The 24,283-nt window shown below is 74.2% G+C and carries 22 protein-coding genes, 1 tRNA gene, 1 other RNA gene and 1 pseudogene; 13 read left to right on the top strand and 12 right to left on the bottom strand.

What is annotated here, in order from left to right; translation table 11 throughout:
• The first annotated feature begins 233 nt into the window (after positions 1-233).
• The 5 genes from GD880_RS15825 to GD880_RS15805 all read left to right on the top strand — a co-directional run bounded on the left by GD880_RS15825 (position 234) and on the right by GD880_RS15805 (position 6,118).
• Positions 234-2,297 carry a PhoX family protein gene (locus GD880_RS15825; protein WP_152232578.1) on the top strand — a complete coding sequence of 688 codons (2,064 nt, stop codon included), beginning with the start codon at positions 234-236 and terminating at the stop codon, positions 2,295-2,297.
• Positions 2,298-2,495: 198 nt separating this feature from the next.
• Positions 2,496-3,221, top strand: coding sequence for a VIT1/CCC1 transporter family protein (locus GD880_RS15820; protein WP_152232577.1), 726 nt, complete (start codon positions 2,496-2,498; stop codon positions 3,219-3,221).
• 18 nt (positions 3,222-3,239) lie between these two features.
• Entirely contained in the window at positions 3,240-3,722 is a 483-nt protein-coding gene (locus GD880_RS15815; protein WP_152232576.1) for an NUDIX hydrolase, read from the top strand.
• A gap of 177 nt (positions 3,723-3,899) precedes the next feature.
• On the top strand, positions 3,900-5,309 hold the full coding sequence (locus GD880_RS15810; RefSeq protein ID WP_226909721.1) for an NfeD family protein: 1,410 nt from the start codon (positions 3,900-3,902) through the stop codon (positions 5,307-5,309).
• A complete protein-coding gene (locus tag GD880_RS15805; protein ID WP_152232575.1) occupies positions 5,306-6,118 on the top strand; it encodes a slipin family protein in 813 nt (270 codons plus the stop codon). The genes GD880_RS15810 and GD880_RS15805 overlap by 4 nt, the downstream gene beginning before the upstream one ends.
• 45 nt (positions 6,119-6,163) lie before the next feature.
• On the opposite strand, the gene GD880_RS15800 is transcribed toward GD880_RS15805, so the two are convergent.
• Positions 6,164-7,111: a GlxA family transcriptional regulator gene (locus GD880_RS15800; protein ID WP_152232574.1), complete on the bottom strand. Its 948-nt coding sequence runs from the start codon at positions 7,109-7,111 to the stop codon at positions 6,164-6,166.
• Between the two features lie 93 nt (positions 7,112-7,204).
• On the opposite strand from GD880_RS15800, the gene GD880_RS20430 reads away from it, so the two are divergent.
• Positions 7,205-7,375 (top strand): hypothetical protein, encoded by a 171-nt coding sequence (locus GD880_RS20430; protein ID WP_193314559.1) that lies wholly within the window; start codon positions 7,205-7,207, stop codon positions 7,373-7,375.
• A 73-nt stretch (positions 7,376-7,448) separates the two neighbouring features.
• The gene (locus tag GD880_RS15795) at positions 7,449-7,670 is read left to right on the top strand and encodes a hypothetical protein (protein WP_152232573.1); all 222 of its coding nucleotides are present in this window, start codon (positions 7,449-7,451) and stop codon (positions 7,668-7,670) included.
• A 9-nt stretch (positions 7,671-7,679) separates the two neighbouring features.
• On the opposite strand, the gene GD880_RS15790 is transcribed toward GD880_RS15795, so the two are convergent.
• A complete protein-coding gene (locus tag GD880_RS15790) occupies positions 7,680-8,804 on the bottom strand; it encodes a bifunctional 2-methylcitrate synthase/citrate synthase (RefSeq protein WP_152232572.1) in 1,125 nt (374 codons plus the stop codon).
• 2 nt (positions 8,805-8,806) lie between these two features.
• Positions 8,807-9,718 carry an isocitrate lyase/PEP mutase family protein gene (locus GD880_RS15785; protein ID WP_152232571.1) on the bottom strand — a complete coding sequence of 304 codons (912 nt, stop codon included), beginning with the start codon at positions 9,716-9,718 and terminating at the stop codon, positions 8,807-8,809.
• Positions 9,719-9,860: 142 nt separating this feature from the next.
• Here GD880_RS15785 and GD880_RS15780 point away from each other — a divergent pair, with 142 nt between their 5' ends.
• Positions 9,861-11,723 (top strand): S9 family peptidase, encoded by a 1,863-nt coding sequence (locus GD880_RS15780; protein ID WP_226909720.1) that lies wholly within the window; start codon positions 9,861-9,863, stop codon positions 11,721-11,723.
• 108 nt (positions 11,724-11,831) lie between these two features.
• Here GD880_RS15780 and GD880_RS15775 read toward each other — a convergent pair whose 3' ends face one another.
• The 7 genes from GD880_RS15775 to ffs form a co-directional block, all read right to left on the bottom strand.
• Positions 11,832-12,221: a VOC family protein gene (locus GD880_RS15775; RefSeq protein ID WP_152232570.1), complete on the bottom strand. Its 390-nt coding sequence runs from the start codon at positions 12,219-12,221 to the stop codon at positions 11,832-11,834.
• 133 nt (positions 12,222-12,354) lie between these two features.
• Positions 12,355-13,443, bottom strand: a complete 1,089-nt coding sequence (locus GD880_RS15770) for an aspartate-semialdehyde dehydrogenase (RefSeq protein ID WP_152232569.1) — start codon at positions 13,441-13,443, stop codon at positions 12,355-12,357.
• Complete coding sequence (locus GD880_RS15765; RefSeq protein ID WP_152232568.1) at positions 13,440-14,720, bottom strand: aspartate kinase; 1,281 nt, start codon at positions 14,718-14,720, stop codon at positions 13,440-13,442. Before GD880_RS15765 ends, GD880_RS15770 begins: the two co-directional genes overlap by 4 nt.
• Positions 14,721-14,892: 172 nt before the next feature.
• Complete coding sequence (locus GD880_RS15760) at positions 14,893-15,678, bottom strand: sulfite exporter TauE/SafE family protein (RefSeq protein ID WP_152232567.1); 786 nt, start codon at positions 15,676-15,678, stop codon at positions 14,893-14,895.
• 63 nt (positions 15,679-15,741) lie between these two features.
• Positions 15,742-16,350 (bottom strand): recombination mediator RecR, encoded by a 609-nt coding sequence (recR, locus tag GD880_RS15755; RefSeq protein WP_152232566.1) that lies wholly within the window; start codon positions 16,348-16,350, stop codon positions 15,742-15,744.
• On the bottom strand, positions 16,350-18,587 hold the full coding sequence (locus GD880_RS15750; RefSeq protein WP_152232565.1) for a DNA polymerase III subunit gamma and tau: 2,238 nt from the start codon (positions 18,585-18,587) through the stop codon (positions 16,350-16,352). Before GD880_RS15750 ends, recR begins: the two co-directional genes overlap by 1 nt.
• Before the next feature lie 62 nt (positions 18,588-18,649).
• An RNA gene (gene ffs / locus GD880_RS15745) (signal recognition particle sRNA small type) lies at positions 18,650-18,746 on the bottom strand.
• A gap of 263 nt (positions 18,747-19,009) precedes the next feature.
• Between ffs and GD880_RS15740 the strand changes: the two genes are divergently transcribed.
• The 5 genes from GD880_RS15740 (at position 19,010) to GD880_RS15720 (ending at position 22,742) form a co-directional block, all read left to right on the top strand.
• Positions 19,010-19,094 (top strand) — tRNA-Ser (locus GD880_RS15740).
• 145 nt (positions 19,095-19,239) lie between these two features.
• Positions 19,240-19,653 carry an FtsX-like permease family protein gene (locus GD880_RS15735; protein WP_193314558.1) on the top strand — a complete coding sequence of 138 codons (414 nt, stop codon included), beginning with the start codon at positions 19,240-19,242 and terminating at the stop codon, positions 19,651-19,653.
• A gap of 422 nt (positions 19,654-20,075) precedes the next feature.
• The gene (locus GD880_RS15730) at positions 20,076-20,648 is read left to right on the top strand and encodes a polysaccharide deacetylase family protein (RefSeq protein WP_264372292.1); all 573 of its coding nucleotides are present in this window, start codon (positions 20,076-20,078) and stop codon (positions 20,646-20,648) included.
• 4 nt (positions 20,649-20,652) lie between these two features.
• Complete coding sequence (locus GD880_RS15725) at positions 20,653-21,576, top strand: DMT family transporter (protein ID WP_152232562.1); 924 nt, start codon at positions 20,653-20,655, stop codon at positions 21,574-21,576.
• A gap of 35 nt (positions 21,577-21,611) precedes the next feature.
• On the top strand, positions 21,612-22,742 hold the full coding sequence (locus GD880_RS15720) for an MGDG synthase family glycosyltransferase (protein ID WP_152232561.1): 1,131 nt from the start codon (positions 21,612-21,614) through the stop codon (positions 22,740-22,742).
• Positions 22,743-22,863: 121 nt separating this feature from the next.
• Here GD880_RS15720 and GD880_RS15715 read toward each other — a convergent pair.
• Positions 22,864-23,542, bottom strand: a pseudogene (locus tag GD880_RS15715) (response regulator transcription factor).
• Positions 23,539-24,270 carry a phosphatase PAP2 family protein gene (locus GD880_RS15710; protein WP_193314557.1) on the bottom strand — a complete coding sequence of 244 codons (732 nt, stop codon included), beginning with the start codon at positions 24,268-24,270 and terminating at the stop codon, positions 23,539-23,541. The pseudogene GD880_RS15715 and the gene GD880_RS15710 overlap by 4 nt, the downstream one beginning before the upstream one ends.
• Between the last annotated feature and the right edge of the window lie 13 nt (positions 24,271-24,283).

The following is a 24,283-nucleotide window of genomic DNA, read 5'->3' as shown; positions in this document are numbered from 1 at the left end:
GTAGGCGCCCGTGGGGAACGGCAGGTGAACCACGGGCCACCGGCGGGCGCCGCGTGGCCGGCCCCGCGCGGGAGGCACCGCGCGCCCGGCGCGGGCGCACGGTTCCGGCGCCGCGCTCCCCGACGGGTCCGGGCAGCGGTCACGTCCTCGTCGCGCACCGTTCATCTCGCGTTCCTTCAACGGACGACCTCGCTCCTTAACGTCAGGCGGGTACCCCACCTCAAGGAGTCCTGATGACCGAGACCGCGCCCCGACGCCTGCTTCCCCTCCTCACCGGCCGCCACGGCGGCTCCCGTTCGGCGCTGACGTGCCGCTTCCGCTGCGGCGACGCCTGCTTCCACGACGTGCCCAACACCTCGGCCGGGGAGTACTTCGGCGACGTCGCCGCCCGCGCCTTCTCGCGCCGCACCGCCCTCAAGGCCGGCGCCGTCGTGGCCGCCGCCGGCGCCGCGACCACCGTGCTCGGCCAGCAGCCCGCCCTCGCTGCCCCCGGCAAGGGCCAGGCCGGCAAGTCCGGGGCGGCCCCGGGCCTGAACTTCGAGCCCGTCGCCCCGAACACCGACGACAAGCTCACCACCCCCGCCGGCTACCTCCAGGACGTCGTGATCCGCTGGGGCGACAAGCTCTTCTCCGACGCCCCGGACTTCGACCCGGCCCACCTCACCGCCGCGGCCCAGCAGCGCCAGTTCGGGTACAACTGCGACTACCTGGGGCTGCTGCCGCTCAAGGGCCAGCACGAGTTCCTGCTCGTGGCCAACCACGAGTACACCGACGAGATCCTCATGTTCGCCGGGTACGACGCCGAGAACCCCACCCGCGAGCAGGTCGAGGTGGCCTGGGCCGCCCACGGCCTGAGCGTCGTCGCCGTCACCTCCGGCCAGCGCGGCAAGCGCTCCGGCGCCCTGGACCCGATGGTGGACCACCGCCTCAACCGCCGCTTCGACACCCACAGCGCGTTCGAGCTCACCGGTCCGGTGGCCGGCACCGACCTCGTCAAGACCGCGGCGGACCCCACCGGGCGCACCGTGCTCGGCACCTTGAACAACTGCTCGGGCGGCCTCACCCCGTGGGACACCTGGCTGACCGCCGAGGAGAACTTCAACCAGTACTTCGCCAACGCCGCCTCGGTCACCGACCCGGTCGTCAAGGAGCGCCTGCGCCGCTACGGCATGACCGGCGGCGCCAGCGAGCGCAAGTGGGAGCGCTTCGACGACCGCTTCGACCTGCTCAAGGCCCCCAACGAGGCCAACCGCTTCGGGTGGATCGTCGAGGTCGACCCCTACGACCCCACCTCCACCCCCAAGAAGCGCACCGCGCTGGGCCGCTTCAAGCACGAGGCCGCCACCACCCGGGTCACCGCCGACGGGCGCCTGGCCGTGTACATGGGCGACGACGAGCGCTTCGACTACTTCTACAAGTTCGTCTCCACCGACAAGGTCGGCAAGGGCGACAACCGGGACCTGCTCGACAACGGCACGCTCTACGTCGCGAAGTTCACCGGCAACTCCCCCGCCGCCGAGATCACCGGCGACGGCACCCTGCCCTCCGACGGCGCCTTCGACGGCGCCGGCGAGTGGATCCCGCTGGTCACCTCCCACGGGTCCGAGGCCATCAGCCACGTGCCCGGCATGAGCGGGGTCGAGGTGCTGCTCTTCACCCGCCAGGCGGGCGACGCCGTCGGCGCCACCAAGATGGACCGCCCCGAGGACGTCGAGCCCAACCCGGTCACCGGCGTGGTCTACGTCGCGCTGACGAACAACACGAAGCGCCTGCTCCCCGGCGAGGTGGACGAGGCCAACCCGCGCGTGAACAACAAGCACGGCCACGTCCTGGAGGTCGCCGAGGCCCGGAACGACGCCGGCGCCAGCGCCTTCGCCTGGCGGGTCTTCCTCCTCGCCGGCGACCCGAACGACCCCAGCACGTACTTCGCCGGGTTCGACAAGTCCCAGGTCTCCCCGATCTCCTGCCCGGACAACGTCGCCTTCGACAAGCGCGGCAACCTCTGGATCAGCACCGACGGCAACGCCCTGGGCAGCAACGACGGCCTGTTCGCCGTCGCGGTCGACGGGGAGTTCCGCGGCCAGGTCAAGCAGTTCCTCACCGTCCCGGTCCACGCCGAGACCTGCGGGCCCTGGATCGACGACGACCGCGTGCTGGTCTGCGTCCAGCACCCCGGCGAGGGCGACGGCTCCACCTTCGAGAACCCGACCTCGCACTGGCCCGACGGCGGCACCTCGGTCCCGCGGCCTTCGGTCGCCGTGGCCTGGCGCGCCGACGGCAAGAAGATCGGTCACTGACCGGCACGACGATCGGCCGCTGACCGCGACGCCCGGTCGGCTCCCCGACGGCCCCCGGCCCGCCTCTGCGGGTGCGGGGGCCGTCCCCGTCGCCCCTGGGACGGCACGTGTGCCGCGCCGCACGGCGGGCGGCCGGCGGCGGGTAGGCAATCCTCACCTTCGTTGCGGAACGCCGCGCCCCGGTGATTCGCTGCCACCATGACCGACACCGTCCCCCGCACCGAGCAGACGGCCGAGCGCACCGGCGGCCTGGCCCAGCGGCTGAACTGGCTGCGCGCCGGCGTCCTCGGCGCCAACGACGGCATCGTCTCCACCGCCGCGGTGGTGGTCGGCGTCGCCGGGGCGACCACCCAGACCGGCCCCATCGTCACCGCCGGCCTGGCCGCCGTCGTCGGCGGGGCGGTGTCGATGGCCCTGGGCGAGTACGTCTCCGTCTCCAGCCAGCGCGACAGCGAGCGCAGCCTCGTCGAGGCCGAGCGCACCGCCCTGACCGCCGATCCCGACGGCGCCCGCGACCGCCTCGCCCGCAGCTACGAGGCGCGCGGCATCTCCCCCGCCACCGCCCGCCAGGTCGCCACCGACCTCACTGCCCGGGACCCCCTCGGCGCCCTCTTGCGCGCCCGGCACAACATCGACCTCGACGACGTCGTCAGCCCCTGGCACGCCGCCCTCGCCTCGGCGGTCTCCTTCCTCGCCGGCGCCGTGCTGCCGATGCTGGCGATCCTCCTGCCGCCGGAGCCGGCGCGCGTGCCGGTGACCTTCCTGGCCACCCTCGCCGCCCTGGCGCTGACGGGCACGGTCGCCGCCTGGATCGGCGGTGGCTCCCGGGCCCGGGCCGCCACGCGGGTCGTGGTCGGGGGCGCGCTGGCGCTCGCCGCCACGTTCCTCCTCGGCAGCCTGCTCGGGACGACCGGCCTCGTCTGAGCCGCGTAGCCTCCCGCTATGCCCGTTCCCGCCTTCATCACCGACCTGCGCGCCCGCATCGGCACGGACCTGCTCTGGCTGCCCGGCGTCACCGGCGCCGTCCTGGACGGCGACCGGGTGCTGCTCGGTCAGCGCGCCGACAACGGCCGGTGGGCGCTGCCCTCCGGGATCCTCGAGCCCGGCGAGCAGCCCGCCGTGGGCCTGGCGCGCGAGGTGGCCGAGGAGACCGGCGTCGTCGTCCGCGTGCTCGCGCTGACCTCCGTCGGCGCGGGCCAGGAGGTCCGCTACCCCAACGGCGACCGCTCCCAGTACCTCGACCTGACGTTCTGGTGCGAGCCGGTGGGCGGGGACGCGCACGTGGCCGACGACGAGTCCCTCGCTGTCGGCTGGTTCCCGCTCGACCAGCTGCCCGCGGACCTCACCGACTCCTCCCGGGAGCGGCTGGGCCGGGCGCTGGCTTTCCGGGACGACCCCGCCGCCGGCCCGCACTTCGTCCGCTGAGCCGGGTGATGCGGCGCGGCCGAGGCGGGTGATGCGCCGCGGCTGAGCCGGGTGATGCGGCGCGGTTGTGGCGGCCCGGCCGAGCCGGCCGGTGGGCTGACCCCCTGAGCCGGCCGCCCGCCCCTGCCCCCGCGTGGACGGCGTGCCTACCATGGCGCCGAAGGACCGTGAGCGAAGATGCGCGCCCGCCTCGTGCTCATGAGCCGGCTGGTGGCCGCGCTCGTGGGACTCCTTGCGCTCCTGACCCTCGCGCCGGGCGCGGCCGCCGTCGCCGGCGCGGCCGCGCGCCCCGCCGCCGGTCCCGCCGCGCCACCCGGCACCCCCACGGTGCTCGTCACCCGGGTCGCCGCGGAGATCACGCCGGTCATCGCCAACCACCTGGCCGAGGGCCTCGACCGCGCCCGCCAGGCCGGCGACGCCGCCTACGTCGTCGAGCTCGACACCCCCGGCGGCCTGGCCAGCGCCATGCGGGACATCGTCCAGGACGTCCTCGCCAGCCCGGTCCCGGTCATCGTCTACGTCAGCCCTCCCGGCGCCCGCGCCGCCTCGGCCGGCGCGATCATCGCCCTGGCCGCGCACGTGGTCGTCATGGCCCCGGGCACGAACATCGGAGCCGCCACCCCCATCACCGCGGCGGGCCAGGACCTCTCGCGCAAGATCGTCAACGACGCCGCCGCGCAGGCCGAGGCCCTCGCCCGCCTGCGGGGCCGGGACGTCGGCTTCGCCGGCGACGCGGTGCGCGCGGGCCGCTCGATCAGCGCCGAGGAGGCCCTGCGCCTGGGCGTGGCGGACGCCGTGGCCCCCACGCTGGCCGACGCCCTCGCCGCCGCCGACGGGCGCGTGGTCACCGTCGCCGGCGGCCAGCAGGTCACCGTGCACACCGCCGGCGCGATCGTCGAGCGCCAGGAGCTCAGCGCCACCGAGCGGCTGCTGCAGGCCCTCGCCAACCCCGACCTGGCGTTCCTGCTCCTGGTCGGCGGGCTCATCGCCGTCCTCGTCGAGCTGGCCACGCCGGGGGTGGGGCTCGCGGGCGCCACCGGCGCCGCGGCGGTGCTGCTCGCCCTGTACAGCATCTCGGCGCTGCCGGTGACCGCCGTCGGCCTGCTCCTCCTCGCCGTCGCCGCGGGCCTGTTCGTCGCCGAGCTGTTCGCCCCCGGCACCGGCGCCTTCGCCCTCGGCGGGGCGCTGGCGCTCGTCCTCGCCGCGGTGTTCCTGTTCGACCGGGCCCAGGGGGTCGCGGTGGACCTGTCCGCGGCGGTCCCCCTCGCCGTGGTGCTGTGCGCCGCCGCCGTCGTGGTGGGCCGCCTCGCCGTGCGCTCGCGCCGGCAGCGCCCGACGACGACGGGCGCGGACCTCCTGAGCGGCCAGACCGTGACCGTGACGCAGGTCGACGGCGCGGACGGCGTGACCGGGCGGGCGTTCGTCGAGGGCGCCTGGTGGTCGGTGCGTAGCACCGGGCCGCCGCTGCACCCCGGCACGACCGCTGACGTCGTCGGGCTGGACGGACTCGTGCTCCTCATCGTGCCGGCGGCCCCCGCCGGCGACAGCGGCGGGCCACAGCCCGCCTCACGGAAGGACCAGTCATGAGCATTGCCACGCTCGTCGGGATCGCGGTGGCTCTCGTGGTCGTCGCCCTCGTGCTCTCGGCGGCCATCCACGTGCTGCCGGAGTACGAGCGCGGGGTCATCCTGCGGCTTGGCCGCATCCAGCCGCTCAAGGGCCCGGGCCTCATCGTCATCATCCCGATCGTCGACCGGCTCACCCGCGTCAACCTGCGCACGCAGACCTACGACGTCCCGGCGCAGGACATCATCACCCGCGACAACGTCACCGTCCGGGTCAACGCCGTCGCCTACTTCAACGTCATCGAGCCGGTCCGCTCGGTGCTCTCGATCGACGACTACCGCTTCGGCACCCAGCAGGTCGCCCAGACCACCCTGCGCAGCATCCTGGGGCAGACCGTGCTCGACGACCTGCTCTCCAAGCGCGACCAGATCAACCTCCAGCTCCAGCAGGTCATCGACTCGGTGACGGACCCGTGGGGGGTGAAGGTGACCATCGTGGAGATCAAGGACGTCGTCCTGCCCGAGACGATGCGCCGGGCGATGGCCGCCCAGGCCGAGGCCGAGCGCGTGCGGCGCGCCAAGGTCATCCACGCCATGGGCGAGAAGGAGGCCGCGACGAACCTCGGCGATGCGGCGGTGGTGCTCGAGGAGCACCCCGCGGCGTTGCAGCTGCGGCTGCTCGGCACGCTCCTGGAGCTGGGGGCGGAGCGGAACTCCACGATCGCCTTCCCCATCCCGATGGAGCTCCTCCGCCTGTTCGACACCTCGCGCAAGGCGGCGGGCGACGGCGCGCAGCAGGCGCCGGCCGGGCCGCGGCCGGCGGCGGCCTGAAGACCCGACGACGGGCAGGGGCCGCGGCCTGATCCGCCCCGCCCGTCAGACGACGGCGGAGAAGCGGCGCCGGTAGCGCTGCGGGCTCAGGCCGCGCGCCTGGGCCAGGTGGTGGCGGAGCACCGCCGGGGTGAACCCGACCTCGGCGGCGATCCGCTCCACCGGCCGGTCGGTCTCCTCCAGGAGCTGCTCGGCGCGCCGGACCCGCTGGGCGGTGATCCACGCGTGCGGGGTCGTGCCCGTCTCGGCGCGGAACCGGCGGGCGAAGGTGCGCGGGGACATCAGCGCGCGGGCTGACAGGGTGGGCACGTCGAGCGGCTCGTCGAGGTGCTCGAGGATCCAGGTCAGCACCGGCCCGAGCGTCTCGGCGTCGCACGCGGGCACCGGGTTGGTGATGAACTGCGCCTGGCCGCCCTCGCGCTGGGGCGGCACGACCATCCGCCGCGCCACCTGGTTGGCGGCCGCGGAGCCGAACTCCTGGCGCCACAGGTACAGGCTGGCATCAAGGCCGGCCGCGGTGCCCGCGCTGGTGAGCACGGGGGCGTCGTCGACGTAGAGGACCTCGGGGATCACCCGGGCCGCGGGGAACCGCTCGGCCAGCTCGGCGGTGTGCATCCAGTGGGTGGTGCACTCGCGCCCGTCGAGCAGGCCCGCGGCGCCGAGGGCGAAGGCCCCGGTGCACACGGACATGATCCGTGCGCCGCGCGCGTACGCCCCCTGCAGCGCCTCGATCACCTCGTCCGGCACGGGGCGCTGCCGGCCGACGGCGGGCACGACGACGAGGTCGGCCGCGGCGACGCGCTCGAGACCGTGCTCGACCTGCAGGGCGAAGCCGGTGTTGGTCGCCACGGTCCCGGGCCGCGGGGCGCACACGGCGAAGTCGAAGGTGGGCAGGCCGTCGTCGGAGCGGTCCACGCCCCAGGACTCGCAGACGACGCCGAGCTCGAAGGGGGCGACGCCGTCGTAGACGAGGGCGGCCACGTTCGTGATCACGCATCCATGGTGGCACGAACGTGGCAGAAAATCGATGGAACATGACTTCTCTGCCACTCGTGGCACTTCTCAGATGCTTGCATGATTTCTGCCATGTTCCTCATCGTGATCGTCATCTCAGTCCTGGCCGCCGCCGTGGCGCTCGCCCTCCTGGCCTACCTCGTCGTCGTCATCCGCCACGACGACCGGGGGCACGCCTTCACCAACCGCCGCCCGCCGCAGAGCCACCGCGCCTTCGGCGAGGACGAGTGGACCCTCCACTGACCCGTCGCGCCGGTCCTCCGCCATCCACCGCACGTCCCTCCCCCATCCCGACACGCACTCGGAAGCAGGAACCATGACCCGCCAGACGGCGCCCTACATCGGGCACCCGCACGAGATGCTCGCCCGCATCCACCACGAGGAGATGCTCGCCCGGGCCGAGCACCACCGCCGGCTGCACGGGCTGCCCGATCGCGCGGCCCCCGCCGCGCCCGCCAGGGCGCTCGCCCGCGCCCGCCTCGTGCTGGCCGCCCTCCGGCCGCGGCCGCGCGTGCGCCGCGCCGTCGAGCCGTGCTGACCCGCCCGGTCACACGCCCTCGGGCACCTCGCGCTGGGCGGGCCCGACGTACTCGCTCAGCGGCCGGATGAGGGCGTTGGCGGCGCGCTGCTCCATGATGTGCGCCGTCCAGCCGAGCACCCGCGCCGCGACGAAGATCGGCGTGAACGTCGAGGTGTCGAAGCCCATGAGGTGGTACGCCAGGCCCGCCGGGTAGTCGAGGTTCGGCTCGATGCCGGTGCGCTCGCGCATCCCCTGCTCGAGGGCCTCGTACATCTCCAGCAGGTCGTGGCGGCCGGTGTGCTCGACGAGGTCGTCCAGCGCGGCCCGCATCGTCGGCACCCGGGAGTCGCCGTGCTTGTAGACCCGGTGGCCGAAGCCCATGACCTTCTCCTTGCGGGCCAGCGTCGCGTCCAGCCAGGCCGGGACGTTCGCGGCGGAGCCGATGGCGTCGAAGGTGCGCATCACCGCCTCGTTGGCGCCGCCGTGCAGCGGGCCCTTGAGTGCCCCGACGGCGCCGGTCACCGCCGAGTGCAGGTCCGCGAGCGTGGAGGTGATGACCCGGGCGGTGAAGGTGGAGGCGTTGAAGGAGTGCTCGGCGTAGAGGATCAGGGAGGTCTCGAACGTGCGCAGGACGACGTCGTCGGGCACCGCTCCGAACGTCATCCACAGGAAGTTCTCCGCGTAGGAGAGGTCGGCCCGCGCCTCGACCGGCGCCAGCCCGCGCCGGCGCCGCTGGTCCAGCGCGACGACGCCGGGCATGACGGCGAAGAGCTGGACGGCCTTGGCGATCTCGGCCTCGCGGGAGGAGTCCTCCGCCCGGGGGTCGTTGGCCCCGAGCACCGACACCGCCGTGCGGCACACGTCCATGGGGTGGCAGGTCACCGGCAGGGCCTCGACGGCGACCCGCACCGCGTCGGGCAGGAACCGCGCCGTCCGGCCCTCGGCGATGAGGACGGCGAGCTGGTCGGGGCTGGGCAGCTCGCCGTGCCAGAGCAGGTGCGCCACCTCCTCGACGGTGGCCTGGGTGGCCAGCTCCTGGACCGGGTAGCCCCGGTAGAGCAGGGAGTTGCTCGCGGCGTCGACCTTGGAGATCGCTGTGACGTCGACGACGACGCCGGCCAGGCCGCGGTGGATCTCGGACGTCTGGGACACGATCACTCCTCGGTGCCGTCGGGCCGGTAGGTGGCGATGAGCTCCTCGAAGGCGGTGTAGGCGGCGGCGTCGAGGAGCGCGTCGAGCCGCGCGGGCGTCTGCATCTCCGGCACGAGGGCGGCCTGCGTCCCCTGCGTGGCCAGGACGCCGAGCCCGCGCTCCGCGATGCCCATCGCCAGCCGCAGCAGTGTGACGGGGTAGACGATCATCCGCACGCCGGCGTCGGCGAGCTGGCGGACCGTGAACAGGGCCGACCCCCCGAACTCGCTCATCTCGGCCAGCACCGGCACGTCGACGGCGCGCACCACGGCCTCGAACTCGCGCAGGTCGCGCAGCCCCTCGGGGAAGACGACGTCGGCCCCGGCCCCGACGAGGGCCCGGGCCCGTTCGACCGTGCCGTCCAGGCCGGAGGCGGCGCGGACGAGGGTGCGGGCGACGACGAGGAAGTTCCCGTCCCGCCGGGCGTCCACCGCCGCGCGGATGCGGTGGACGGCGGTGGTCGCGTCGACGGTCTCCTCCCCGTTGCCGGGGCCGCAGCGCACGGGGTGGACCTGGTCCTCGATGTGGCAGCCGGCCAGCCCGTGCTCCTCCAGGACCTGGACGATGCGGGCGACGTTCATCGGCTCGCCGTCGCCGGTGTCCGCGTCGACCAGCGTGGCCAGGTCCGTCATGCGGGCGATCTGCCCGGCCCGGTCCGCCACCTCCGTCGGGGTGGTCAGGCCGAGGTCCGGCAGGCCGAGGTCGGCGGAGATCGCGGCGCCGGAGACGTACACCCCCTCGAAGCCGAGCTCCTCGATGAGCTTCGCCGTCAGGGCGTTGAAGGCCCCGGGCAGCCGCAGCGGCTGCTCGGCCGTCGCCAGCCGCTCGCGCAGGACGGCGCGTTTCGCGGCGGGGCTGGTGCGCGCGTGCAGCATCGGTGCCCCCTCTTCTGCGCGGGTCAGCGGTGACCGGTAAAACGGTGGCCGGGCGAGGGACGTTCCATGATGCCGCGCCCCGCGCCGCGGTGGCACCTCGGGGCCGCGGCGGCCACCGCCCGGGCGGCTCTACGCTGCGAGGGTGAGCACCCCTTCCGCCGCCCGACCCCCCGCCGCCGACTGGCCCCCGCCGCCGTGGGAGATGCGGCTGCGCGCCCACCAGGTCGAGCTGCCCGAGTGGGCCGAGGACGCCCCGGCGCGGGCCTGCGTGGTGGCCACCGCCCGCGGGGTGCTGCAGGTGCACTCCTGGGACCAGCGCACCGGCCGGCTGGTGCAGGCGACGGACCGGCCGCAGGGCACCACCCTGGCCACGATCGACCCGCTGGGCCGGTGGCTGTGGTGGTTCGACGACACCGACGGCGACGAGTTCGGCCGGTGGCGCCGCCAGCCCTTCGGCTCCCCGCCCGGGCACGGCGTGCAGGACCCCGTCGACCTCCCGGACGCCTACCCGGCCGGGCTGCTGCTCGCCCGGGACGGCACCGCCGTCGTCGGGCGCAGCTCGGAGCAGGGCACGACGATCCACCAGGTGGTGGTCGGCGCGACGGAGCCGGGCACGGACGAGCTGGTGCTGCTGTACCGGCACGAGTGCGACGCCGAGGCGGCGGCGCTGTCCCACGACGGCAACCTCGTGGCCATCGAGCACTCCGAGCGCGGGGACAACCGCCACATGGCGCTCCGGGTGGTCGCGGCGGACACCGGTGCGGTGGTCGCCGACCTCGACGACGGCCCCGGCCGCGGGCTGACCGCCATCGACTTCGCCCCGCGCGACGGGGACCTGCGGCTGCTCCTCGCCCACGAGCGCCGGGGGCGCGCCGAGCTGGCCGTGTGGGACTTGGGCACCGGCCTGGTCGACGACGTCGTCCTGCGCCTGCCCGGCGGGGCGCCGCTGCCCGGCGAGGTCACCGACGCCTGGTGGTACCCCGACGGCGCCACCCTGCTCGTCGCCGTCGACCACGAGGCGCGCACCCGGCTGTACCGCCACGTGCTCGCCGGCGCGGTGACCACCCCGGTGGGCCCGGCGGACGGCACCGTGTCCGAGGCCAGCCCGCGGCCCGACGGGGACGTGTGGCTGCGGTGGTCGTCCGCCGCGAGCCCGCGCACCGTGGTCTCGGCCACCACGGGCCGGGAGATCCTCGCCCCGCAGGGGCTGCGGGCGGCCCCGTCGGTGCCGGTGCGCGACGTGTGGGCCGACGGGCCCGGCGGGCGGGTGCACGCGCTGCTGCGCGTGCCGCCGGGCGACGGTCCGTTCCCCGCGCTCGTCGACGTCCACGGCGGGCCGGCCTGGCACCGGTCGGACTCCTTCTCCGCCTACCTCGCCGCCTGGGTGGACCACGGGTTCGCCGTCGTGAGCGTCAACTACCGCGGCTCGACCGGGTACGGGTCGGCCTGGCGCGACGCCCTCGAGGGGCGGGTGGGCCTGACCGAGCTGGAGGACATCGCCGCGGTGCACGACACGCTCGTGGCCGACGGGGTGGTCGACCCGGCCCGGTCGGTGCTGGCCGGGGCCTCCTGGGGTGGGTTCCTCACCCTGCTCGGGCTGGGCACCCAGCCCGGCCGGTGGGCGGTGGGCCTCGCCGACGTGCCGGTGGCCGACTACGTCACCGCCTACTACGAGGAGATGCCGGACCTGCAGGCGTTCGACCGGTCGATCTTCGGCGGCTCGCCCGAGGAGGCGCCCGAGGCCTACCGGGTGGCCAGCCCGCTGACCTACGTCGACGCCGTGCGGGCGCCGGTGCTCGTCATGGCCGGGGAGAACGACCCGCGCTGCCCGCTGGGGCAGGTGCTCAACTACGTGCGGGCGCTGCGGGCGCGCGAGGACTACCCCGGCGAGGTGGAGCTGTACACCTACGGCGCCGGGCACGGCAGCGTGGTCGACGACGAGGAGGTGGCCCAGCTGCGCCGCCAGCTCGACTTCGTGCGCCGCCACCTGCCCGACCGGCCCTGACCCCCGGCCCTTTCGCCACTGGGCGCAGCCAGCCTGCCCTTCTGGTCGCAGCCAGGCTGGCAGGTTGGTTGCGGCCACAAGGGCAGGGCGGTCGCGGAGGGGCGGGGCTCAGCCCCGCGGCGGGTTGCTCGTGGTCAGTCCCAGCCAGCGCCCGTCCGGGTCGGCGATCTCCGCCCACCAGCCCATGTCGCCGCCGACCTCGGTGCGCGGCGTGGTCACCGACCCACCCGCCGCCTCGACCGCCTGCAGGGTCGCCTCGAGGTCCTCGACGTTGACGTAGATGCGCACGGACGGCGCGGTCGGGGTGTCCGGCGGGGCCTTGTACAGGCCCCCGACGAAGTCCCCGCCGACGGTGATGATGGCGTAGTTCTCGTCGTCGCCCATCGGGGTGTAGCTCCACCCGAAGACCGCACCGTAGAACTCCTTGCCCCGGGCGAGGTCGGTGACGGGCACCTCCCACCACATGACGGTGGGGCGCTGCGGCGTGCTCTCGGTCATGTCGGCTCCTGACAGCGGCGGCAGGGTTGCGCCGTCAGCCTACGGGCCGGGCCGGCGGCGTGGCCAGGGTCGCGCAGGCATGCGACAGGGCCGCAGCCGGCTCGTCGAGCTGGCTGCGGCCCCGTCGGCGTCGTCAGGCGGCGACGAGCTCCTTGGCGAGCAGCTCGGCGATCTGGATGGTGTTGAGCGCCGCGCCCTTGCGCAGGTTGTCGTTGGCGACGAACATCGCCAGGCCGCGCCCGCCGGGCACGGACTGGTCGGTGCGGAGACGCCCGACGAAGCTGGGGTCGGCGCCGGCGGCCTGCAGCGGCGTCGGCACGTCGGAGAGCTCGACGCCGGGGGCGTCGGCGAGCAGCTCGCGGGCCCGCTCGGGGCTGAGCGGGCGGGCGAACTCGGCGTTGATCGACAGCGCGTGCCCGGTGAACACCGGCACCCGCACGCACGTGCCGGCGACGGCCAGGTCGGGCAGCTCGAGGATCTTGCGCGACTCGTTGCGCAGCTTCTGCTCCTCGTCGGTCTCCCCGGAGCCGTCGTCGACCAGCGAGCCGGCCAGCGCCACGACGTCGAACGCGATGGGCGCGACGTACTTCACCGGCTCGGGCATCGTCACCGCGGAGCCGTCGAGGGCCAGCCGGGTGAAGTCCTGCTCGACGGCGGCGCGGACCTGCCCCTCGAGCTCCTGGACCCCGGCGAGGCCGGAGCCGGAGACGGCCTGGTAGGTCGAGACGACGAGCCGCTGCAGCCCCGCCTCCCGGTCGAGCACCTTGAGGATGGGCATCGCGGCCATGGTGGTGCAGTTGGGGTTGGCGATGATGCCCTTGGGGCGGTCTGCCATCGCGTGCGGGTTGACCTCGGAGACGACGAGCGGCACCTCGGGGTCCTTGCGCCACGCGGAGGAGTTGTCCACGACGACGGCGCCGGCCGCGGCGAACCGCGGCGCATGCTCGCGGGAGGCGGCGCCACCCGCGGAGAAGATGGCGATGTCGACGCCGGCGAGGTCCGCCGTCGCGACGTCCTCGACCACGATCTCCCCGCCCCGGTACGGCAGGGTCTTGCCGGCCGAGCGGGCGGAGGCGAAGAAGCGCACGGTGGCGGCGGGGAAGTCGCGCTGCTCGAGCAGGGTGCGCATGACCTCACCGACCTGGCCGGTGGCGCCGACGACGGCGAGGGTCAGGCCGGCGCCCTGCGCGGCCGGCTGGGCGGATGCTGCGGTGGTGGTCATCGTCCGGTCCCTCCGTAGACCACGGCCTCGGTCTCTGCGGCGTCGAGGCCGAATGCGGTGTGCACGGCGCGCACGGCCGTGTCGAGGTCCTGCGCGCGGGTGACCACGGAGATGCGGATCTCCGAGGTCGAGATCATCTCGATGTTGATGCCGGCGGCGGCGAGGGCACCGAAGAGCTTCGCGGACACGCCGGGGTGGGAGCGCATGCCGGCGCCCACCAGGGAGAGCTTGCCGATCTGGTCGTCGTAGCGCAGCTCCTCGAACTTCAGCTCGTCCTTGGCCGCCTCGATCGCCTTGAGCGTGGCCGGACCGTCCGCCTCGGGCAGCGTGAAGGAGATGTCGGTCAGGCCGGTCGCGGCCGAGGAGACGTTCTGGACGATCATGTCGATGTTCGCGTCGGCGGAGGACACCACCTCGAACAGCCGGGCGGCCGTGCCGGGGATGTCCGGGACGCCGATGACGGTGATCTTGCCCTGGCTGCGGTCGTGCGCGACGCCGGAGATGATCGGGTCTTCCATGGCTTCCTCCTCGGTCTTGGTCTCGACGGGCGTGTCGGTGACCCAGGTGCCTTCCTTGTTCGAGAACGACGAGCGGACGTGGAGCGGCACCTTGTAGCGGCGAGCGAACTCCACCGCCCGCAGGTGCAGGATCTTCGCGCCCTGGGCGGCCAGCTCGAGGGTCTCCTCGTAGGTCAACCGGGCGACGTGCCGTGCGGCGGGCACGATACGCGGGTCGGCCGAGAACATGCCGTCGACGTCGGTGTAGATCTCGCAGGCGTCGGCCTCCAGCGCCGCGGCGAGCGCGACGGCGGTGGTGTCGGAGCCGCCGCGACCGAGGGTGGTCACGTCGCCGAGCTCGTTGACGCCCTGGAACCCGGCGACGATGGCGACCTGCCCGTCCCGGATCGCCCGGGTGACCCGCTCGGGCACCACGCCGGTGATGGAGGCCTTGCCGTAGCGGGTATCGGTGCGCAGGCCGGCCTGCTGGCCGGTGTAGGAGCGGGCCTTGACGCCGAGCTCGTGGATGGCCATGGCCAGCAGCGCCATGGAGATGCGCTCGCCGGCGGTGAGGAGGATGTCCATCTCCCGCGCTGGGGCCATGTCGGTGATCTGGCCGGCGAGGTCGAGCAGGTCGTCGGTGGTGTCACCCATCGCGGAGACCACGACGACGACGTCGTTGCCGGCCTGCTTCGTCTCGACGATCCGCCTGGCGACGCGCTTGATGCTGGCGGCGTCGGCGACGGACGAGCCGCCGAACTTCTGCACGACGAGGGCCACGAGTGTGCTCCGGTACCGGTGGGAAGGCGGCGGGATGCGATACTCCGCCGCCGCTGACCCGCACCAGTCTAGGTGCGTCTCATGCTGCGGTCAGCGACGGATCCGGATGGTGGACGCCACATGGCCGCCCGGTCGGGGTGCCCCGGGCGCGGCCGCGGCGCGCCGTTTCGTGTCAGATCCAGTACTGGTCGGCGGTCTGCCAGGCCAGCCGGATCACCAGCGCGCCGACGACGAGGACGAAGATCACACGGACGAAGGCGCTGCCGCGGGCCACCGCCATGCGGGCGCCGATGTAGGCGCCGACGAGGTTGGCCGTGCCGACCACCAGCCCGAGCGGCCAGACCACGGCGCCATGCGGGACGAAGAAGGCGAGCGCACCGAGGTTGGTGGCGAAGTTGACGATCTTGGCGATCGCGGAGGCCGGCAGGAACGCATACCCGAGCACCCCGACGAGGGCGATGACGAGGAAGCTGCCGGTGCCCGGGCCCAGGACGCCGTCGTAGGCGCCGATGAGCAGGCCGAGCCCGAGCGCGGCGGCGACGTGCCGGCGCCCCTCCCACCGCAGCGCGGTGGTGCGCCCGAGCGCGGGACGGGCCAGCGTCCAGGCGCCGACGGACACGCAGGCGACGAGGATGATCGGGGTAAACGCGGCGGCGGGGATCCGGCTGGCCACGGCGGCGCCCCCGACGGCGGCGAGGAACGCGGCGATCGCCATCGGCGCGGCGGTGCGCAGGTCCGGGCCCACCCGCCGGTAGTAGGTCAGGGCGCTGGTCGAGGTGCCCATGATGGAGCCAACCTTGTTGGTGGCCAGCGCCTGCAGCGGGGTCAGGCCCGGCATGAGGAGCAGCGCCGGCAGCTGGACGAGCCCACCACCGCCCACGACCGCGTCCACCCACCCGGCGGTCAGGCCCGCGAGGACGAGCAGCACGAGGGCGAGGGTGTCGATCTCCGGTGGCACGACGGGTATCTCACCACGTCAGCGAGGGTGGCCGGGCGGCGGGCCCGCGCGGAGGCCGGGGCGTCAGGACTCGACGCGCCGCCGGCCCTCGAACGCCCGGCCCAGGGTGACCTCGTCGGCGTACTCGAGGTCGCCGCCCACGGGCAGCCCGGAGGCGAGGCGGGAGACGGCGATCCCCATTCCGCGCAGCAGCCGCGCGAGGTAGGTGGCCGTGGCCTCGCCCTCGATGTTCGGGTCGGTGGCGAGGATGACCTCCTCCACCTCCCCGTCGGCCAGGCGGGTCATCAGCTCGCGGATGCGCAGGTCGTCCGGGCCGACGCCGTCGATGGGGTTGATGGCCCCGCCGAGCACGTGGTACCGGCCGCGGAACTCCCGGGTGCGCTCGATCGCGACGACGTCCTTGGCCTCCTCCACCACGCAGAGCACGGTGGGGTTGCGCCGCGGGTCCTCGCAGATCCGGCAGCGCGGCCCCTCGGAGACGTTGCCGCAGATCTCGCAGAAGCGGACCCGCTCCTTGACCTGGGTGAGGGCGTTGACCAGGCGCGCGACGACGTCGGCGTCCGCCGAGAGGATGTGGAACGCGATGCGCTGGGCGCTCTTGGGACCCACGCCTGGCAGCTGGCCGAGCTCGTCGATGAGGTCCTGGACGGCACCCTCGTAGACCCCAGCCATCACATCGCCCCCTGCGGCGGCACGGCGATCTCCTCGATAACTGTGCCGCCGAGCACCTTGGCCACGAGAGGCGCGCCGACCAGGCCGGAGCCCTCGGCGTCAGGGTCGTCGAAGGAGGCGACGTCGTCGGCGGGCGAGACCGTGGGCCGGGGCGCCGGCACCGGAGCCGGGGCGGCGGGCGCGGGCGGCGCCGTGGCCGGTCTGGCGGCGGGCGCCGGCGCGAACGCCGCGGCACCGTCCGGGTGGGGGCCCTCGTCGTCGACCGGCTCCGGCGGCAGCGGGTAGTCGTCCTCCGGGGCGGGGACCGCCGGCGCCGCGGGGCCGGGGGCGGCCGGGGAGGCGGCGCTGGGTGTGGCGGGGCTCTGCCAGCTCGCGCGGGCGCTGAGGACCGCGCTCGGCGGCGTGGCGGCGCTCGGCACGGGCGCCGCGGCAGGGGTGGGCGCCGCCCGACCCGCGAGCCCCGGGGCGCCGGACCCGTCGGCCGCGACGGCCTCGATGCGCAGGCGCACCCCGAGCGTCTCGGCGAGGGCCTGCTGCACGGGCGCGGCGTGCGGGCCGTTGCGGAAGGCGGTGGCCAGGCCGGCGGTGGTGAACACGAGCCGCAGAACCCCGCCGGCGACCTCGCCCACGTGGGCGTTCTGGGACACCAGGGTCCAGGTGGACCGCTTCATGCGTGCGAGCGTCGCCACGACCTCGGACCACCGGTTGCGGATCATCTCCGCGTCGGCGCCGCCGTCGTCCGCGCCGCCCTGGGCGAGCGCGGTGGGACCGGTGGGCGCGGCGGGACCGGCGGGCGCCGCGGGCGTGACGGCGGGCCGGGCCGGGGCCGACGAGGGCGCCGGTCGTCCGGCGACGGGCGCGGTGCCGGCCGGCCGGGCGTCCGGAGCGCCGTCTGCCGCCACAGCCGGCGCGGCGGGCGCGGCCGGAGCGGGGGCGGTGGCCGGAGCAGGGGCGGCCGCCGGGGACGTGTCCGTGGGCGCGGGGCCGGGTGCCGCAGCGGCGGGCGCCGGGGCGGGTGCCGGGGCGGCGGGCGCGACGGCGGCCAGGGCGCCGGATGTCGCCGCGGGGCGCGCGCCGGTAGCGACCTGGTGCTCGAGGCGGTCCAGCCGGGCGCCGTAGCCGGCCTCGCCGGCGTCCGCACCGGGCAGGAGGATCCGCGCGCACAGCAGCTCGAGCTGCAGGCGCGGGGAGGTGGCGCCGGTCATCTCGGTGAGCGCGTCGTTGACGAGGTCGGCGGCGCGGGACACCTGGGCGGGGCCGAGCGCCTGGGCCTGGGCGCGCATGCGGTCGAGCTGGTCCGAGGGCACCCCGCGCAGTGCGGCGGCGGCGTGCTCGCCCGCCATGGCGATGACGACCAGGTCGCGCAGGCGCTGCAGGAGGTCCTCGACGAACCGGCGTGGGTCGTGCCCGGTACCGATGACCCGGTCGACCACCCGGAACAGGCTGGCCCCGTCGCGGGCGGCGATGGCGTCGACGACGTCGTCGAGCAGGGCCGCGTCGGTGTAGCCCAGCAGGGCCACGGCGCGGTCGTAGTCCAGGGCGCCGTCCTGCGCGCCGGCGATGAGCTGGTCGAGCACGGAGAGGGTGTCGCGCACCGAGCCCCCGCCCGCGCGCACCACCATCGGCAGCACGCCGCCGCCCACCTGGACACCCTCGGCGGCGCACAGCTGCTCGAGGTAGGCGAGCAGGCTCTCCGGCGGGACCAGCCGGAAGGGGTAGTGGTGCGTGCGGGAGCGGATCGTGCCGATGACCTTGTCCGGCTCCGTCGTCGCGAAGATGAACTTCACGTGCTCCGGGGGCTCCTCGACGAGCTTGAGCAGGGCGTTGAAGCCCTGCGGCGTGACCATGTGGGCCTCGTCGAGGATGAAGATCTTGTACCGGTCCCGGGCCGGCGCGAAGCTGGCCCGCTCCCGCAGCTCGCGGGCGTCGTCGACGCCGTTGTGGCTGGCGGCGTCGATCTCGACGACGTCCAGGGAGCCCGACCCGCCGCGGGCGAGCTCCACGCACGACGGGCACGTCCCGCACGGGGTGTCGGTGGGGCCCTGGGCGCAGTTGAGGCAGCGGGCGAGGATGCGGGCCGACGTCGTCTTGCCGCAGCCGCGGGGGCCGGAGAAGAGATAGGCGTGAGTGACCCGGTCCGCGCGCAACGCCGCCATCAGCGGCTCGGTCACGTGCTCCTGACCGATGACCTCCTGGAAGGTCTCCGGCCGGTAGCGGCGGTACAGGGCTGTTGTCACGACACTGACCCTAGCTGGGGCACCGACACGCATCAGGGACGCCGGTCGGGCCGGTGGAGAGGATGAGGGACCCCCCGTGCACCCGCCAGAGCTCACCTACCCTTGCTGCCTTCCGGCCCTGGGGGAGTTCGGCAAGATGACGCCGCACGGGGGGTCGCGGACCAGTCTAACGGACGCGACGGGAGCCCGGGCAAGGCCGGCTAGCGACCAGGGGCTTGACCGGCGGACGGACCAACCGGGGCCCGAGCCCGCCCGCGGGGCCACGCGGTCACGGCGGCAAGAACCGAGGCGGGCCGGCGGGTCCCGGGATGGCCCGGCGGGGTGAGCAAGAGCACCCCGGTCGGCGGGCCCGATGGTCGAGGGAGTCGTGGGCGTCGGGTATCCTCGATTCTCGGAAGTCTGCCGCGAGGCCGTCTTTCCCAGGAGGATTCGCCTAGTGGCCTATGGCGCACGCTTGGAAAGCGTGTTGGGTGCAAGCCCTCGGGGGTTCGAATCCCCCATCCTCCGCCGGTGTGATGTCGCAAGACATCCGCGACAGCCCGAACCCTCAGTTTGAGGGTTCGGGCTTTGTCGTTGTCTGGGGCTGGTAGGTGCGGCTGGTGTCGAGGGCGAGCTGGCGGAGGTGAACCGTCCTGGGTCCGCCGGAGGGCTGGTGGGTTATGCGACCTCCGGGGTGGTGGTCGCACTGGCGGCCACCGAGTCACGGCCCGATCTGGCCACGCTCGCCGCCATTGGCGCCGCACCTGCCACCCGCAAACGGATCGTGGTCGCCCAGGCGGGGACGATCGTCGTGATCGGCACGATCCTCGGAGTGCTCACGGGACTCGTGCTGGCGGCGGCGCTCGTGCTCTTCAAAGGCAACGAGCTGACGCAGGTCAACCCGCTCTGGACCATCGAGGTGCCCTGGCTCGTCATCGCCGCCATGGCCGTGGCGCTGCCGACCCGCGCTGTCGGGGCCGCCTGGCTGGCGACCAGTTCTCGGCTCGCCTCACCCGCCGCCTGGCCGGGTGAGCATCAGCTACACCACGTCACCTCCCTCCAGCACGCAGGACCGGCCCCGATGTGAACGCTCGTTCATGTGCTAACTCAGGTGCTACCGGCGCTGGAGATCGGTGAATCACGGCGTGTCATCCAGGGACCGACCCGCCCAAACCCCAGTGTTGCGCGCCAGAACGGCGCTCCGTGATCTGGCCTGCGACCAGGGATACCGCAGTGGCCGTATTATTACCTGCCGTGTAGATGGTGGAGTGGCCGCACGCCCGTGCCACGGGAAGGTTTCGTCACGTGGATTCGTGGACCCGCTGGTCTACCAGCCCCTCGTCGCGGGTCTTCGCCGTGGACCGTCCCACAGCGGGGCCTTGGGTTCTCCTGGCGGCATCAGTCGGGCTGCTCACAGCCCATGCCGCACCGGCGTTGACGCGTGGCCGGCTGCTGCGCCAGGCCTTCCTGCCTCGCCTCAGCGGCGTGGGGGCACCGGGCGGGATCGCGGTGAGTTTCGACGACGGCCCGGACCCGAGGGGTACGCCCGCCGTCCTCGAGGTCCTCGAGGTCCTCGGTTGGCGGGTGACGTTCTTCCTCCTCGGCTCCCAGGTGGCCCGCTACCCGGACGTGGCGCGCGACATCGTGGCGGCGGGCCACGAGATCGGCGTGCACGGCTACCTGCACCGAAATCATCTGGCGCGCGGCCCGCTGGCGCTGCGGGTGGACCTCGAACGCGCGAAGGGGCTGATCGGCGACGTCACTGGTCGTGCGCCGTACTGGTTCCGGCCCCCGTACGGCGTGATGTCGGGCGGGACGATGTGGGCGGCCCGGCGGGCCGCGCTGCGGCCGGTGCTGTGGACGGCGTGGGGGCGGGACTGGATCTCCGCGCCGGCCGAGGCGATCACGGCGACGGTGCTGCGCACCCTGCGGGACGGCGGAACCGTTCTCTTGCACGACTCCGACTGCACCAGCGAGCCCGGCTCGTGGCGCGGGACGGTCCGCGCGCTCCCCTTGCTGGCCGCGCACGTGCAGGCCCGCCGCTGGCAGGTGCGGACGTTGACCGAGCACGTGGGGCGCTGACGTGGTGGCTTTGCTCACCGCGCTGCTCGCGGCGATCTGCTTCGCGATGTCGAGCGTGCTGCAGCAGCGCGCCGCCGCGCGCGCACCCGCGGCCTCCGGGCTCGGGATGGGGCTTCTGCTGGGCCTGTCCCGGCGCCCCGTCTGGCTGCTGGGATTCGTCGCGGGCGCGGCGGGCATGGGGTTGCAGGCCCTCGCTCTCTCGGCCGGGCAGCTCGCCGCCGTCCAGCCTCTCCTGGTCTCGGAGATGTTGTTCGCCCTGCCGGCCAGCGCGCTGCTCAACGGCCGGCGCCCCAGCGCACGCGAGTGGCTCTACGCACTCGTCGTGGTGGCGGGACTGGCGACGTTTCTGGTCTCCGCACGCCCCGGGCCGGGCGCTCGTCTCGCCGACGGGTGGGTGCTCGCCGCGGCGATCGGTATCGGCATCCTCGTCGCGGCGATCGCGGTCGCGCTGGCGTACGGCCCCATGCCGAGGCACCGGGCGGCGCTGCTCGGCCTTGCCGGCGGGGTTGCGTTCGGCCTCATGAGCGCACTGCTCAAGCAGGTTGTCGACCAGTTCACGATCGCCCCGCAGCGGCTGCTGACGACCTGGCCGGGGTACCTGATGGTCACCCTCGGACTGCTGGGAACGGCTGTGGTGCAGCGGGGCTACCAGGCGGGGCGCCTGGCCTCCTCCCTGCCTCCGTTGACCATGGCCGAGCCGCTGGTCGCGGTCATTGTGGGCGCCGTCGCCTTCGGTGAGGTCTTCGCAACGGCCCCGACGGCGGTCGTCGCCCAGGTGGTCGGGTTCGTCCTCATGGCCTGCGGGGTGTGCCGCCTGGCCGCACTGACCCAGGGCACCTCGGCTCGCGGCCCCGACGATCCTGACTCCCCCATGGGTCTGCGCACGGCAACCCGTCACCTCTCGGAAGGCCCGACCTCGTGCCCCTGATCGATCATCTCCGCGCAGCCAGCACGTGGAGCCCGATGCCCATCGTCGCCCCGGACGGCGGGGGCGAGGGCGCACCCGCCGTCCTGATCCTGACCGGGAGCGTCGGGGCCGGCCACGACGGCGCCGCGCACGAGCTGGCTCGTCGGCTGCGGGACCGCGGGGTCGACGTCGACGTGCGTGACTACCTCCAGGCCCTCCCCCGGTGGTTCCGGTTCTTCCTGCGCGAGGGCTACACGGCCAGCGTCCAGCGCATCCCGGCCGCGTTCCAGTGGCTGTTCGACAGCATCGAGCACAGCCGCTGGGTCCGCGGCGCGGTGATCCTGTCCTGCCACCTCGGCGACCGCCGCGTCCACCGGTGGACCCGGGCGAAGCGGTACGGAACCGTGGTCTCCACGTACCCCCTGGCCAGCCAGACGCTGGGCACGTTGCGCACCCGAGGGCAGGTCACCGTCCCTGCGGTCACCTATCTGACCGACCCGGCGGCGCACAAGACCTGGGTCCATCGCGGGATCGACGTGCACCTCACGGTCACGACCGCCACCGCCGAGCACGGAGAGGCGGTCTACGGCTTTCCCATGCATGCGGCCGGGCCGCTCGTCCCCCCGCGCTTCGCCGCCGGTCCGGGGCCGGCCCGCCTCGCCGCGCTCCGCGAGGAGCTGGGGATCCCCGGTGACCGGCCGGTCGCGCTCCTGGTCTCGGGCTCGCTCGGGCTCGGGGACCTCGACGAGACCAGCCGCGTCGTCCAGCAGGTCGGCCTCGTGCCGCTGGTGCTGTGCGGGCGGAACGCCGCCCTGCGCCGCCGGCTCTCCGGCATTCCCGGCGTCATCGCGTGCGGCTGGCGCGACGACGTCCACGAGCTTATGCACCTCGCCGACGTCCTCGTCCACAACGCCGGTGGCCTCAGCTTCACCGAGGCGCTCGTGGCCGGCCTCCCGGCGGTGAGCTATCGCTGCATCGCTGGGCACGGCCGGGCCAACGCCGCGGTGCTCGAGGCCGCCGGGGGCGCGCCGTGGGCGCGGACCGCAGACGAGTTGACCCGGGCGCTGCTCGAGCAGTCCGCCCGGCCACGGACCGGCGCCCCCCAGGGCGACCCGGCCGACCACATCGTCACGCTGCTCGCCGCGACCGCGCGGGCGGCCCGCCCCAACGTGCGTCCCGCCGCCTGAGCGGCAGCGGTCACACCAGGACCGTCCCGTTTGCGAGGCTCACAACCCGAGGACTCCGGCTCAAGATGGCGTGGATGTGGCCCGTACCAGGGCCTTCTGGGGGTGCCAGCGGCCCACGGCCTCAGCCGCCGTCGGCGGCGAGCCGATAGCCCACGCCACGGACGGTCTCGATGGCCTGACGGTGGAAGGGTTGGTCGATCTTGCGGCGCAGGTAGCCGATGTAGACCTCGACGACGTTGTCGTCGCCGTCGTAGTTGGTGTCCCAGACGGCCCGGAGGATCTCGGTCTTGGTGGCCACATCGCCGGCGCGGCGTATGAGGTACTCGAGCAGGCCGTACTCGCGGGGCGTGAGTTTGATCTGCACCTCGCCGCGGGCAACACGGCGCTGGGCCGGGTCGAGGGTGAGGTCGCCGGCCGTGAGCAGGACGGGACGTTCCGGTGCCCCGCGGCGCACCAGGGCCCGCAGGCGCGCGACGAGCACGACGAAGGAGAACGGTTTGGTGAGGTAGTCGTCGGCCCCGAGGTCGAAGGCGTCGGCCTGGTCGTACTCGCCGTCCTTGGCGGTGAGCATGAGCACGGGGGGTCCACACGTCGCGGGCACGCATCTCCTCCACGACGCGGTAGCCGTTGAGCCGGGGCAGCATGATGTCCAGGACGACGACGTCGTAGCCGTGCTCGCTCGCGGCCCATAGTCCATCGACCCCGTTGTGGACGACGTCGACGTTGAAGCCCTCGGCGTTCAGCCCTCGGCGGAGCGTCTCGGCCAGCCGGTGCTCGTCCTCGACGACGAGCACCCTCACGGTCTCCCCCGCAGCTCTGGCGTTCCGTCCCCCTGGCCCTCGGCATGCCCGATGGCGGGGTCGTCAGCGACACATGCCCTGGCCGCCGGACGGGCCGCATGCGTCACGGGCAGGAGCGCGGCCGCTGCGGCACACACGGCGGTGATGGCCAGGGCGAGGAGCGCGCTGGCTACGACGTCGGTGAGCCAGTGGTACCCGAGATAGACGCGGCTGGCCGCGACCACCGCGGTGGCGACGAGCGCGAGAACACCGACGAGCGCCCGCACCCAGCGGTGGGCGGTCGTCGCGGCGATGGCGAGGGCCAGGGTGAAGGCGAGCGTGCCGCCGGAGAGGGTGTGCCCGGAGGGGAAGGCGAAGGTACGGGCCGGTGCGCCGAGCTCGAGGGCCAGCGGCGGCCGCGGCCGGGCGGTGAGGATCTTGAGGGTCGCGGCAAGCAGCGCCTGGGCCGCCATCGCGGCCAGGACGATCACCGGCCATGTCCACCCGCGGGTGCGGTAGTACAGCCAGAGCGCCGCCAGGACCGCGAGCCCCACCGACGCCGCCGTCCCGGCGAGGAACGTCGCGGTCCGCATGACGGCGGTGCCAAGCGGCGTCCGGTGGGCGACCGCCCAGCTGGTGGCCGCTAGGTCGTTGCGGGCCAGGCCGGTGTGGTGTGCGACGCCGTGCCAGACCAGTGCGGCGGCCGCAACCGCGAGCACCGTCAGCAGGATGGGGGTTAGCAGCGGCACGAGGGACCTGGCC

It is taken from the genome of Georgenia ruanii (assembly GCF_009193175.1).
In the GTDB taxonomy this organism is placed as follows: Bacteria; Actinomycetota; Actinomycetes; order Actinomycetales; family Actinomycetaceae; genus Georgenia; species Georgenia ruanii.
Note: the sequence above shows the minus strand (reverse complement) of the source record. Positions and strands in the feature narration are given on the sequence as shown.

Bases quoted from the DNA above. Each gene is read 5' to 3' on its own strand.
- GD880_RS15815 (WP_152232576.1), top strand. From the start codon at position 3,240: ATGCCCGTTCCCGCCTTCATCACCGACCTGCGCGCCCGCATCGGCACG.
- GD880_RS15795 (WP_152232573.1), top strand. From the start codon at position 7,449: ATGACCCGCCAGACGGCGCCCTACATCGGGCACCCGCACGAGATGCTC.
- GD880_RS15810 (WP_226909721.1), top strand. From the start codon at position 3,900: ATGCGCGCCCGCCTCGTGCTCATGAGCCGGCTGGTGGCCGCGCTCGTG.
- GD880_RS15825 (WP_152232578.1), top strand. From the start codon at position 234: ATGACCGAGACCGCGCCCCGACGCCTGCTTCCCCTCCTCACCGGCCGC.
- GD880_RS15770 (WP_152232569.1), bottom strand. From the start codon at position 13,443: ATGACCACCACCGCAGCATCCGCCCAGCCGGCCGCGCAGGGCGCCGGC.
- GD880_RS20430 (WP_193314559.1), top strand. From the start codon at position 7,205: ATGTTCCTCATCGTGATCGTCATCTCAGTCCTGGCCGCCGCCGTGGCG.
- GD880_RS15820 (WP_152232577.1), top strand. From the start codon at position 2,496: ATGACCGACACCGTCCCCCGCACCGAGCAGACGGCCGAGCGCACCGGC.
- GD880_RS15720 (WP_152232561.1), top strand. From the start codon at position 21,612: ATGCCCATCGTCGCCCCGGACGGCGGGGGCGAGGGCGCACCCGCCGTC.
- GD880_RS15785 (WP_152232571.1), bottom strand. From the start codon at position 9,718: ATGCTGCACGCGCGCACCAGCCCCGCCGCGAAACGCGCCGTCCTGCGC.
- recR (WP_152232566.1), bottom strand. From the start codon at position 16,350: ATGGCTGGGGTCTACGAGGGTGCCGTCCAGGACCTCATCGACGAGCTC.
- GD880_RS15775 (WP_152232570.1), bottom strand. From the start codon at position 12,221: ATGACCGAGAGCACGCCGCAGCGCCCCACCGTCATGTGGTGGGAGGTG.
- GD880_RS15805 (WP_152232575.1), top strand. From the start codon at position 5,306: ATGAGCATTGCCACGCTCGTCGGGATCGCGGTGGCTCTCGTGGTCGTC.